This window comes from Chamaesiphon polymorphus CCALA 037, from assembly GCF_003003845.1.
Taxonomy (GTDB): Bacteria; Cyanobacteriota; Cyanobacteriia; order Cyanobacteriales; family Chamaesiphonaceae; genus Chamaesiphon; species Chamaesiphon polymorphus.
Genome location: NZ_PVWO01000132.1, coordinates 1 through 12,610 on the forward strand (window position 1 = coordinate 1; position 12,610 = coordinate 12,610).

Below are 12,610 nucleotides of genomic sequence, written 5' to 3' on the forward strand. Positions count from 1 at the left end.
CTTTTACATCTTACACTTCAAACGGAATTTCGTGGAGATTATTACTCATGTATTTACGAATATGGGCTATCTAGTAATATTATGAGAAAGTTTAATGTCTCAAAATTAAAATAGTGCGCTTATGCCCAAATTTAGGATTGCTAATTTTGCCGATAATCTTCGCCCTGTCTGAGTTAAGATTTAGTCGATCGGTAAATGCCAAGCAGATTCCAACCCCTCGAACCCTGCCAATGGTCGATCGCAGTAACTCGTTGGCAATGCCACTAGGAACTCGCATCGACAATTTTTACTCAATTTCATTGGCTGTCAAAAAATGCCCGATTAGGCGGTATCGTCTCCCGCGCTAAAGCAGCTAATTATATTCATTGACTACCTGTTTCTCAATCTTGCCCCGATGACCAGTCAGTAGATCTAATTTACTACTACTTAGTCTTATTCAAATTATCTGAACACTACTATTTAAGCAAATGAGTTTAATTCGGATTTGGGCCGTAGCTAGCAACGTATTTCGGGAAGTAATGCGCGAGCGGATCTTTTTGACGATCGGTTTTTATGCAGTACTGATGTTGGCCGCTTGGCAGCTATTACCAGCAATTTCTGGTGCCGCCCAAGATAAAATTCTGACTGATTTTGGCACTGCTAGTTCTAGCTTACTAGGAGTTGTCATCACAATTTTTGTCGGTACGAATCTGATTAACAAAGAAATCGAGAAGCGGACTGTCTTCACGATCGTAACTAAGCCAATTAGCAGCATTGAATTTATTCTCGGCAAACATTTGGGATTGTCTGCCGTGCTCGCAATTTTAGTCGCGGGAATGACTGTTATTTATTTATTGGTTCTGACTCTTTCACAAATTAATTACCAGTTAGGGCCGTTGTTGCTCTCTTCACTATTTCTATTTCTAGAACTATGCTTGATAGCGGCGGCATCGCTATTATTCGGCGTATTTACTAGCTCGATTTTAGCGATCTTACTCACGTTTTCTCTATATCTAGTCGGACATCTAAGCGAAGGGATGGTCAAATTAGCAGGTGTGACCAAAAATCCTGGCTTTCAACAATTAACCGACAATTTATATCTAATTCTACCGGATTTATCGAGGCTAAATCTCAAGAATGATGCAGTTTATGGGGTACTCCCGCCAACAGATATGTTGCTAATTAATGCTGGCTATGCCTTAGTGTATACAACAGCATTATTGGTGACCACAACGGTAATTTTCTCGCGCCGACAGTTCTGAGTGCAGATCTAGCAGTAGTGGCAGATATTTCTGTTTCGAGCCACTCGATTTCGACATTGTTAAACGATCGAAAATCTCTGTTGGTGCCCTCTAAACGATCGCCAACAGAGATTTTTCGCTAGTTACCGATCGTTTTTAAAAACCAGATCGACTTAGAGCTTCTGATGAGTATAGGCGTGCTGCTTGACATTATCGTCTTTGGTAACTACTCGATCGGCATTGAGAATGCGCTTGCGCTCGGTGGAATAGTTAAAACTAGTGTAAGTTTCGCCTTGGGCGATAAAAGCGGTGGCTTCTTTGCGCCGTTTGTAGGTACGGGCGGAGGCGATGCAACGGTAGGCAAATTCACTACCCAATTGACAATCAGCGGGGAAAGTTGCGGGAATTTGGGGGACATCGCCAGCAATGAGCGCGCCCAGGGTGGTAGCAGCCGCGACCTGGTAAGATGTGGGAATCCCCTTCATTAAGGCTTCGAGGGCAGAAGAAGGAATGGGTTCGATCGCTTTGACTTCCCGCACGCCATCATCGTCGCGGAAGAAGCAGGTGGCGACACCAATGACGATATAGTCATCAGCAGTGAGATCGGGAGCATCAGCGAGCGATGTCAGCGTAGTCATAATAATTTAATCGATTAAGATAGCTAGTTATCTGTCTCGATCGATCCTACCAATTTAACAAGGCTTGGCCGATTCTCGTTAGACTACTTATTATAGTAAGAACGAGATCGAAGCCTGGAACTCTCGTAACGATAGTTTCGATCTATACTTTCAAGCAAGCCTACCGATCTCGATCGAGTGCGCTATTTAGACCCTACACGCAATACCGCGCTATTCATGGAAGCTTTTAGCCCTACCCCGCCGAGTTGGCGAGAGTCAGCCACTCACGCTAACGGATTTTGCTGTCCCACCTGTCATGCTAGCTCCACCGCAGCTACCGCCGCTTGGATCGATCGTCGTTCGCCAGTATTTATCGAAAATCGCAAACGCAAGTGGCAAGAATTTTATCTATGTGAATGCGGTACGGCTTGGTGGGGCTGGAGCGACGATCGCGCGCCGAATGAATTTGCCGATCGTCAACCTGCGACACCCGACAATCGCAACCCTTTCAATAATGAAGATGGCGATCTCGACTACGATAGCTTTTTTGGTTACTTTTAAATCAATAACAACACAACTGTAATGGATTGGCAAGAAATTTCTGGTAATTGGGTATACATTCCTCGTCAGCCTCGCGCCGTCATTCATTTTTTAGGCGGTGCCTTCGTCGCCGCCGCACCCCATCTTACATATCGCTTGTTGCTCGAAGATTTAGCCAAGCAAGGCTATGTAATTATGGCAACGCCGTTTATCAATACTTTCGATCATCGGGCGATCGCCAGCGAAGTCTACAATCGATTTGAAGATACATTAGAGTTACTCCAAAAACGTCGCTATTTACCTACCGATAATTTGCCAATTTATGGTTTGGGTCATAGTATGGGCTGCAAATTACATTTGTTGATTGGCAGTATGTACGATGTCGATCGGGCGGGAAATATACTTATTTCATTCAACAATTTTTCGGCGCGCGATGCCGTCCCATTGATGGGACAAATGCCTGTCGAATTTAACATGGAGTTTTCGCCCAATCCTCAGGAAACTCTCAAATTAATCGCCGAATATTATGACGTACCGCAGAATCTGATCGTCAAATTTAGTAATGATACGCTCGATCAATCATATACACTCGGCCAAACCCTGAAGCAGATTTTTCCAGGTCAGATCTCGACACTGACGATTAATGGCAGCCATGTAACTCCACTGGGACAAGATTTTCAATGGCAACTCAATCCCCAGATTTTTACACCGTTTGATGCGATCGGGCAATGGTTCAAACAAGAAGTACACCGTGATTTGCACCAACTCAGACGCGAAATCTTGGATTGGTTGGAGCCTGTAGCTAGTAGATAGTCAGCTTCATTGCAGCTAAATCTCGCAGCAAAAGCCCGATCGCCAGTTGCGGCTAGTCAATCCCGATCGAGCGAGGATCTTCTGTTAAGATCGAACCAAATGCTCGTCCGATCTGCTGATTGCAAGTAAATCTCGCCTCCTATTTAAAGTGTCTGCACCTCAAAGCTAACCTGTTAATACGGGCGATCTTGTGCTGCGGATTTATCGGCCAGATAATTGCCGTTAAGGCGATCGCCAATCCATCGCGAACCAGTAGTGAAGCATCCGCAATCGACGATCGGAGTGTCAAAATCGTCCAAATTAAGGCGATCGTCAATAATTTACCAGAGCGACAAATTAGCGTCCAAGGTGAACTCGATGTACACAAACAACCCGTTCGATTAGAACAGTGGTTGCTACCTTTCGATGCTACGCTCAAACTCTTAGATATTCAGCAAAAACAGTTACCGAATGGTGAATTAGAACTGACATCGCCATATCTGTTAGTGAGATTTAATCCCAGTCAATTGCGATCGCATCCGCAATTAGGGAGAGCGATTAGTATTGGCGAACTGCAAAAACTGCCAGGTCTAAAAATTAGCTTTGACGATCGACAAAGCGCAGTCAAATTTAGCTACAGTTTGCCCAAAAATCCGCCGCAACCCGTGGCCAAACCCGCACCTGTAGTTTTAGATGGATTGGCGGCGATCGACCCGCCTAGTGCCAGTATTAGCGCGGTGCAGCAGCGGATCAATCTCAGCGGCTCGGCAAACAATCAACTCAATACTCAAGGTGAATTTAAATCAGTCGGGACGATTTTGGGTTCGAGTTGGTATCTGCGGGTCGAGCAGCCCAAGCTGGCTAACCTGCTGACTTGGGGACTCAGCGATGCTGTAGTTATCAATCAAAGTCCCAATGTCGATTGGATTTCTGGTTCGCAAATTCCATTTTGGCGCAGACAGGGCAATCCGTCTGGTACTTATTGGGGCGTAACGACGATCCTACGGCAAGAGTTTACGCCACCGACGTCGCTGTCGGGGGGCAATTTCTTACCCAACGAGCGGTTGCAATCGAGTCGGTTGGGGCGCACCGTGGTCGGACAGGCTGCACCGGGGACGGTGGTGCGTCTAGTTCGCGGCTTTAATACTAATGTCGTCGGCCAAATTTTGGTAGACAGTTCGGGCGTATTTCGGTTTGAAAATGTGTTGGTGAGCAAGGAGGATGAGTTTACCAATAGTTATCGACTGTTGCTATATCCCAACGGCCAATTAACTGCCGATCCGCAAGTGCGGGATGTGGCATTTACGACAGTTCCCGGTCAATTACCCGCCGGATCTGGTGCATGGATTGCTTCGGCGGGTGTGAATTACAATCGTCAACCCGATCGATTTCTGGGGAGATTCGATGGTTTGCAGGGGGGAGTAGCCTATCGACGCGGACTGAGCGAATCGATTACTTTCGGCGGTGGCATAATTAGCGATCCGCTGGCCGTGCGCGGCTTGAGTGAGGTATTTTGGCAGCCGACGGGAGTGCCACTGCAAGCTTCGGTATCGGCGGTTACTGGCGATCGTTGGGATATCGTCAGCAACCTGAATTATCAGCCAGCACCAAATTTTAATGCCAATTTTAGTAGCGATAAATTTTCGAGTCGGGCGGATCTAAATTGGCTATTGTCTCCCAAATTTACGGCAATTAGTAAATACGATAGTTTGTCGGGAGTCGCGATCGGCGGTAACTATAATTTTAGTGTGGCACCTAATAGTAATAGTAATATTCAAGGCACGCTCGATAGCAATTCTTTTATTCGCTGGAGTGCCACTCACCAACAGAATAATTGGCTGGTAGGTTTGCAAGGTAATGAAATCAGTCTTAACTCCGAAGTCAGCTATCTGATTCCGGTGGCAAATGGTAGCTCTCACAATCTGGTCGCTAACTATCAAACCACGCGATCGATTGCGCCGACAACTTTCAGTCAATTACTATGGCGATATCAATCGCCGACAGTGCAATCAGAATTAGGTTATGGCTGGAGTGGCTTCGGGCGCGGTGCTAATGCTGGCATCGGGATGACTTTATCGCCCGGATTACAATTATTGGGTCGTTATCAGGGCATTTCCGCTTTTACCAATCGGGAGAATTTTTCTCTAGAATTACAATCGACGATCGATCTCCAAGGCGGAAATGTCACTAATACTCAAGTCGAAGATCTCCGCACTCGCGGCGGAATTGCGATTCAACCATTTTTCGATCGCAATCTAAATGGCCAACAAGATACTGGTGAAGAGAGTTTTTGGCATCCTACGCTGATTACGTTAGATAAAAAGCCGCTCGATCCCAGTCGCACTACCCAAGCAGCCAATCGAGTCGAAATTCGCACCGCTCCTGGTAGCTATCGCCTCGATCTCGATCCAGCGCGGTTGCCTGCTTATTGGCGCAGTTCGCTTGCCGATACGGCTGGCAAACCATTAGACTCGGTGCGGGTGAATGTCGCTTTGGGTAGTTATACGACAATTTCTATTCCGTTAACGCCGATGTATACGGTTAAGGGTATCGTCCTCGATGCTGCTGGAAAGCCTTTGGCAAATACTCAGATTGTGGCTATTCATGTTACCAGGAGGGAGGATCGGCGCGAGACGATGACGAAATCCGATGGCAGTTATGAATTTACAGATCTGGCGTTGGGTGCGTATGAAATTTCTGCTGCGGGACAATCTCAACCTAGCACGATCGCGATCGCGGTTAGTTCGCCAGTGCTGCAACAACTGAATCTCCAGCAAACGGAGTCGAGTAATTTAACACCACCAGATCGTTTGACGATCGATAATTGCGAGCTGATTTTTGTGACCTGTTGGCAGGGATTGTAGTAATCTTATGTCAGCAATCGATTATCAATTATTGAAAAATATGTCATTCTTGAGACACTCATTAATTTTGGCAGATGTTGCTCCAAATGCTGGATTTACCAGGAATTTCGAGTATTGCATCAAAATCACTAACTTAAATAAGTATCCTAATTATCTATTATTCGCACAAATTAGATCGCCGACATCTAAGCCTGGTGCTTATGTGCAGATTCAGGCCGATCGATGTATGCTGGTTGATGGCTATCGACCGAGTGTAAATATTGCAGCGATCGCTAAAAGTAGCGTCCAGAAAAGTGACTTAGCTAAGAATAATTTAGGTACGATTCTCAAAAATAATAAGCTGCAAAAATCATTAATTACTGGTACTCCGAGTATCGAGCGACCATTATCTGTGCCGATTATTAATAGTGGTAAGAAGATCGAAGCTAGTTTTGAGATTCAATCGCTAAATCGGCAGGGTTTAAAATTAGTGAGAGTGCCGGAATCGACACAAATCCTGAATGTGCTATTATTTCCGACGATCGGCATTGCAATTTTAGGATGGATTGTATGGAAACGCCAGCACAAAACAGTCGATCGATGAATTTGACGTTCTGGGGTAGTGCGATGATTTTAGTCAGTGGATTGAGTGCGATCGCTTTTCCATTGACTACTTATGCCTTGACTTTAGCTACTTTTGGGATCGCGCATGTAGCGATCGAATTGCGATATATCGACAGTCAATTTCATTCCCAATTAGACCCAAAAATTGAGATTCGGTTAGTCTTACTGCTGCTCTCGATCGCGATTTTACGTTGTTGTGGTATCTTTGGAACGATCGAACCAAATATCGCTCATTTGCTAGAACTTGGTTGCGGGTTGGGATTGGTATTAGTTGCCACTCATCACTTGTGGACGATCGATTGGAGACGCGGAACGCTCGGCATTATTATTGCTTGCGTGTTAGGAGTTGGCATTGTCCGAGATCCGATCGTTACTTCAATTATTTTCGCGATCGTTCACAATCTTACTCCCATTGGCTTTATCCTGCAACGTCAGGAATTAAAATCTCAGCGCACGCTCTGGTTGTGTGGTTTAGTATTTGGTTTAATACCGCTATTAATTCTGCTTTATCAGTTTTCACCGATCTTCCCTTTACCGCTGGAAGCGAATTCAATTTATCTAAGTGCTTTTATCGCGCCAGCTTGGCAACAATTATCGATCGCTTACCCACTTTTTTCGGCAGTTGCTTTTATACAATGTCTGCATTATGCAGTCGTAATTGGCTTATTTTCACGCTGGACGCCAACCCAAACCGATTCATTTATCCCGTGGTTAGCTCCTAAATATTTTTACTTATCTATCTGCACGATCTCGGTAATTTTCCTCATCGCTTTCGGGCATTCATTTATCCTCACTCGTGCCTTTTATGGCGTCGTAGCCAGCATTCATGCTTGGCTAGAGATTCCTTTATTAATTATACTTACCAGCCGAAAGCAGCATACCAGAACCACACACCAAATAAGTAAGATCCCAGATTAGCGATCGAGGATATACTCATACTCGCTAGCCAGGAGTATTTCATTACCCATTTATAGATCGAACCTTCGACGATAAATACCGGAATTTCGAGTAATAATGCTAGCTCGTTATATCGATCGGTTGATGCTCCCTCTCCATTTATAGTTGGTAAGAGATCGTTAAATACCTGCCATAAAATTGGGTGAGTTATTAAAGTACTAGCAGCCGCAACGATCGCTAGCAATCGCCATTCTAATTTACGAAATTTACCCCAAATACTCACAATCGCAGTCTCGATCGCAATTGAAATAATTAGAGCGATAAATTCTAATGAATCGAATGACATTAATGCTCATCTCATGCTCGACAGATTTAATTTAGCTTGTCGCTTATTGAGGAGAATTACGATAAGTTAGTGCCATTGCTTTGAACTTTGGTAAATATGTTTCTGATTGTTTGTCGCCGACAATACCGATGAGAACTATATACCCTCCGCGCTCGGGGAAAAGCACGATCTGATATAGCTTTAATGCTGACTTAGATTGTCGATCGCGACCGTTGGCAACTATTTCCCAACCAGGTATATTATCGATCGAAACTTTCTTAGTAGAAGTAACTCTGGTAATATCGGTTTGGGGATAATTTGACAGCCGACGAGTGGCAAAAGATTTGCGATCGCCAATTGGCACGATCGCCACTGATGGGGTGACAATAAATAATGGATCGGTGGGATTTGTGACGGGAAGGTTACCATCTTTGGTAAATGCAGCTACTTTCCCCAATCCTGTCGCTGCAGCTACTGGAGCTAAACCTTCTACCGCTGTAATGCTAAAAGGTAATGATGATACGGCGGAAGTATCGGAAGACAAGCTAGGAGTTACCGCTAGTAACGTCTGTTTGAGTGGTTCGCTAAATTTCGCCGTATTTTTGTCTAAAAAAGTTGCTGTGGCTACGCTGGTATTTTTTTCATCACCAAATATTAATACCCATTTCAGAAATTTTTCGCCGTAGGCTGATTGAGAAATTTGCAACAATAACCCAGGCTGGTTATTAATTTTAATCGACTCTTTGGAGATTAAAGAGATGCCCCTAGTCGCTAAAGTATCTTTATCAAATCCTTTAGTTACACCTGAAAATGGCCCCGGAATTTTTGTCAATACGATCGAAGAGTTGGTTTCAGTTTGCTCGAATCCATGAAATGCTGTCGCCTTTGTAAAGCCGCTCGGCTGGGGAAGTGCCAACCCAACTTCGGGAAAAGTAACTAGGTTATTTGGCTGTTGGGCTTGCAGCCACCGACTTTGAAATTTACTTCCGGCTGGGAAAATTATAGATTCTGCCATGCTCGGAACATGTACGCCGATGAGAGACACGATCGCGATCGTAATTGCTAACTGATATTTCATTGAAATAGGGGCAAAACTATTACTACCCCAGTATACGATCTGGATGTGGGGTCGATCGAATCCAAAATTCAGAATGTTTATTATTCGATCGACACAATTATGACATTTCATCCCTCAACCCTGCCAACAACCTTGCTAGAAAGTTTGTTGGCTCGCACTGATAGTCGCTTTAGGATCTGTTTTCTAGGATACAAGGGGCAATCTAATAACTCTTGCAATACCCGAGCTACTCGTGAATCCGCATACTGAGATCGAGAGATTGTCCGCGATGTCTCCAATCACATTTGGCTATTTTTTACTCCCTAAAATGCCCGATCGTCTCATTGAATTTTACCGTACCGGACGCGATCGCCTGGTTGATAAAAGCCTTCAGAAATTCATCTTTACGATTTAATTGAAATTGTTGTTGGACGGCTTCTGCCATACCGCCATCGCCCCACGATCGATCCTGACGGAAATATTCGATAAAACTGCGTCCGGCAATGCGCGTTAGATATGCGGCGGTAATGCCCTGAATGCCTTTCCCCAGCGCGAAGGTAGTCACATTCACCGTCAGAGCTGTCGATAATACTTGAATCGCCCCTTTGACGATACCTAAGCTAGTCAGTGTTTTGCCCAAGGAAAGTGCCAATTCTTGCGCCGCATCTTTGTTGAGATCGCAACCGTAAATCTTGCCGATCTCGATAATCATCTGAGTATTAATTGCTGCGGTGGCGAGAAAATCGACTACGGGTAACGGAGTGACTGTGACAACTCCCGCACCGATCCATTGAAATCGAGTCACGACGCGCTCGGCTTGACGGCGACGTTGGGCGTCAATTAGCTCTCGTGCTTCGGCTCCTAGCCGCTGGGATTGCAGCAAAATGTTGTCGGCGACCAAATCTTCGCCTTCGGCTCTGAGAACGGCTGCTAGGCGGCGAATCAGGGGAAATATGTCGGGATCGGGAGTAAACATTTCGCCCGATTCTAGTCTCACTGGCTGGGGGTTAGCCGCGATCGCGATGACATCTTCAGGAACGATCGCACTCTGGACGCGGCTTTGGAGTCGTTCGACGATCTTATCGCGATCGACTGGTGGATAGAGATCGGTTTTATTGAAAATTAGCAACGATCGTTTGCCGATTTCTGCCAATCCCATTAAGGGGATATATTCTGACGATCGCAAGTCATTATCGACCACAAATAATAACAGATCCGCAGATGTAGCTAACTCTCTAGCGATCGCTTCGCGGTGGGTACCTTCAATGCCAGCTTCCAAAATCCCCGGAGTATCGGTGAGTAAAATCTGTCGCTCTAAACCTTTTAACTCTAGAGTATAGGTTTCGCCCCTGGTTGTCGTCCCCATCGCGGCACCTACTTCCCCGACAATGCGCCCGATAATAGCGTTAATTAGCGAAGTTTTGCCTGCCGAACCCGTGCCAAATACGACGACGCGGATTTGTCCCCGCGCCAAGTTTTCGGCGATTTCTCGCGACTTGGCGATTAAAGCTTGACGGGTGACTTCATCTTGGATTTGCTGGAGTTGGCGATCGATCGCTTGAAGATTGGCGGTAGCGGCGGCAGTTTTTTCGACTGGAACTGTGGGTAATTGCTGCGGTAAGCTCTTCGATTTTCCCCACCAGCCTTGGAACTTGCCCAAGTAGTAAATTATCGTCACGATCGCGATCGCGATGAGGATTAAAATGCCGATCAGTAGTGGTGTCGCCAGCCACGGCGTCGTCCAACTCACTTGGACGTAGAGAGTATATAGTGAGTTAATCAGCCACAGAGCGAGAACTGCGATCGAAATTGCGCCGATGGCGATCGACCAGGAACGTGGGAAACGCATACTTTAGTGGATAGCGATCTATCTCTTATCATAGCCGAATCACTCGAAGATCTCGGTTGACTCAGTAATAACTTGTATGTTTGAAGACAGCAACATCTAAGTATGCTACGGAGGTAGATAGTTGCAGACTGAGGTTAAGCTAAGAAAGTTATCGTACTGAGCATTTTTCTATGTTAGACAACCGCGACTATACTCTAATTATTGACAAGAGCGGCAGCATGTCAACCAAGGACAAACCCGGTGGTGCGAGTCGCTGGCAAATCATGCAAGAATCGGCATTAGCTTTGGCAAATAAATGTGAAGAATTAGATCCCGATGGCATTACAGTTTATCTTTTTTCTGGTAAATTCAAACGTTATGATAATGTCACTTCTGCTCAAGTTAGCACGATTTTTCAGGAGAACGATCCTTCAGGCAGAACCGATTTAGCCGCCGTATTAACTGATGCTCTTAATAACTATTTTCAGCGCAAAGCAGCCGGACAAGTCCCTGCTAATGGCGAGTTAATTCTAGTGGTTACCGATGGCGAACCAGACGATCGTAAGGCGGTAATGCAGGTAATTCTCGATGCGACTAAGAAGCTCGATCGAGATGAAGAACTGGCGATTTCTTTCATTCAAGTTGGGATGGACGAAGCCGCAACTAAGTTTTTAAAAATCCTCGATGACGATCTCGGACGTGCTGGAGCTAAGTTTGATATCGTCGATACAATTACGATGAATGAGATGGAGGATCTCACTCTTAAGGAAGTGTTGCTCAGTGCAATTAATGATTGATAACTAGTCGTCTTAGGCATAAATTAAAGGCATTCTCGATCGGGAGTCGAGAATTCTCGTGCCAAGACTCTGCGCGAACGGATGTTTCGATAATTCCGACTCCGTTCGCGTAGCGTTTGCCTGCGCAAAACATTAGATCCAATATAAATATTGTCTAAGCTGAGTTAAAATTTCTCGATCGAGCATCATCAGCTCCGCAGGCCACCTTAACTGATTGAATGTAGTGTAGCGATCGATTCCATAATTTGGCGCGTGGGGATGTTATGGTGATGTCTGAGATCGAGCATTTCGGCTATAATACTGCCACTAGAATGCGACCTCGATCGACTTCACTCATTTATCCATCTTCCCCGCCAATGCTCACGAATTCCCCGCTACTAATAGTTCAGGATGTCCGCGCTGGTTATACTCCTGGCTCGGATATTCTTAATGGGATTAACTTTGTCGTCCAACCGGGCGAGTTAGTAGCAGTCATCGGCGGGAATGGCGCGGGAAAATCGACGCTAGCGAAGACGATTTTTGGACTGTTGACGCCGCATAGTGGGACGATTACATTCAAAGGCGAACAAATTGGTGGGTTAAAATCCGATCGCATCGTCCAGAAGGGGATGTGTTATGTGCCGCAAATCTCGAATGTATTTAAGTCATTGACGATCGAGGAAAATTTAGAGATGGGTGGTTTTATCCGCTCCAACGATCTCAATCAGCTCAAACAAAAAATTTATACCATGTTTCCCCGCCTCGCCGAGCGGCGCAAACAACGCGCTGGGACGCTATCGGGTGGCGAACGCCAAATGTTAGCTATGGGTAAAGCCTTAATGCTCGATCCCGAATTATTGGTGCTCGACGAGCCGTCAGCAGCACTCTCACCCGCTTTAGTTACCGACGTGCTCAAGCAGATTCGGGCAATTAATGAAATTGGTACGGCAATTGTCTTGGTGGAGCAAAATGCTAAAAAAGCTCTAGCCATGTCCGATCGAGCTTACGTTCTAGATACTGGCGTCGTCAAGCATGAAGGTAGCGGTGCTGACTTGCTCAAAGATCCCAAAGTAATTGAGACTTATTTAGGC

Annotated in this window: 12 protein-coding genes; 8 read left to right on the forward strand and 4 right to left on the reverse strand. The window is 45.5% G+C overall.

The features are described 5' to 3' along the window. Nucleotides 1-467: 467 nt before the first annotated feature. On the forward strand, nt 468-1,241 hold the full coding sequence (locus C7B77_RS12240) for an ABC transporter permease (RefSeq protein WP_106304776.1): 774 nt from the start codon (nt 468-470) through the stop codon (nt 1,239-1,241). A gap of 152 nt (nt 1,242-1,393) precedes the next feature. Here the strand turns inward: C7B77_RS12240 and C7B77_RS12245 are convergent, their stop codons facing one another. Beyond that, nucleotides 1,394-1,858, reverse strand: a complete 465-nt coding sequence (locus C7B77_RS12245) for a hypothetical protein (protein ID WP_106304779.1) — start codon at nt 1,856-1,858, stop codon at nt 1,394-1,396. Nucleotides 1,859-2,035: 177 nt separating this feature from the next. On the opposite strand from C7B77_RS12245, the gene C7B77_RS12250 reads away from it, so the two are divergent. From C7B77_RS12250 to C7B77_RS12270, 5 genes are all read left to right on the forward strand, one after another. Further along, a complete protein-coding gene (locus C7B77_RS12250; protein WP_342761352.1) occupies nt 2,036-2,398 on the forward strand; it encodes a hypothetical protein in 363 nt (120 codons plus the stop codon). A 21-nt stretch (nt 2,399-2,419) separates the two neighbouring features. After that, nucleotides 2,420-3,190, forward strand: a complete 771-nt coding sequence (locus C7B77_RS12255) for a DUF1350 family protein (protein ID WP_106304782.1) — start codon at nt 2,420-2,422, stop codon at nt 3,188-3,190. Between the two features lie 119 nt (nt 3,191-3,309). Beyond that, entirely contained in the window at nt 3,310-6,033 is a 2,724-nt protein-coding gene (locus tag C7B77_RS12260) for a carboxypeptidase-like regulatory domain-containing protein (RefSeq protein WP_106304785.1), read from the forward strand. Between the two features lie 7 nt (nt 6,034-6,040). Then, nucleotides 6,041-6,616: a hypothetical protein gene (locus tag C7B77_RS12265; protein ID WP_106304788.1), complete on the forward strand. Its 576-nt coding sequence runs from the start codon at nt 6,041-6,043 to the stop codon at nt 6,614-6,616. Next, complete coding sequence (locus tag C7B77_RS12270; RefSeq protein WP_146138288.1) at nt 6,583-7,554, forward strand: hypothetical protein; 972 nt, start codon at nt 6,583-6,585, stop codon at nt 7,552-7,554. Before C7B77_RS12265 ends, C7B77_RS12270 begins: the two co-directional genes overlap by 34 nt. On the opposite strand, the gene C7B77_RS12275 is transcribed toward C7B77_RS12270, so the two are convergent. The 3 genes from C7B77_RS12275 to C7B77_RS12285 all read right to left on the reverse strand — a co-directional run bounded on the left by C7B77_RS12275 (nt 7,496) and on the right by C7B77_RS12285 (nt 10,764). Continuing rightward, complete coding sequence (locus tag C7B77_RS12275) at nt 7,496-7,879, reverse strand: hypothetical protein (protein WP_106304794.1); 384 nt, start codon at nt 7,877-7,879, stop codon at nt 7,496-7,498. The genes C7B77_RS12270 and C7B77_RS12275 overlap by 59 nt on opposite strands. 43 nt (nt 7,880-7,922) lie before the next feature. After that, nucleotides 7,923-8,936 carry a hypothetical protein gene (locus C7B77_RS12280; RefSeq protein ID WP_146138289.1) on the reverse strand — a complete coding sequence of 338 codons (1,014 nt, stop codon included), beginning with the start codon at nt 8,934-8,936 and terminating at the stop codon, nt 7,923-7,925. A gap of 295 nt (nt 8,937-9,231) precedes the next feature. Continuing rightward, on the reverse strand, nt 9,232-10,764 hold the full coding sequence (locus C7B77_RS12285; RefSeq protein ID WP_106304801.1) for a YcjF family protein: 1,533 nt from the start codon (nt 10,762-10,764) through the stop codon (nt 9,232-9,234). 170 nt (nt 10,765-10,934) lie between these two features. Between C7B77_RS12285 and C7B77_RS12290 the strand changes: the two genes are divergently transcribed. After that, the gene (locus C7B77_RS12290; protein WP_106304804.1) at nt 10,935-11,540 is read left to right on the forward strand and encodes a vWA domain-containing protein; all 606 of its coding nucleotides are present in this window, start codon (nt 10,935-10,937) and stop codon (nt 11,538-11,540) included. A gap of 356 nt (nt 11,541-11,896) precedes the next feature. Next, nucleotides 11,897-12,610: ABC transporter ATP-binding protein (locus tag C7B77_RS12295; protein ID WP_106304810.1), on the forward strand; the 714-nt coding region annotated here is incomplete at its 3' end.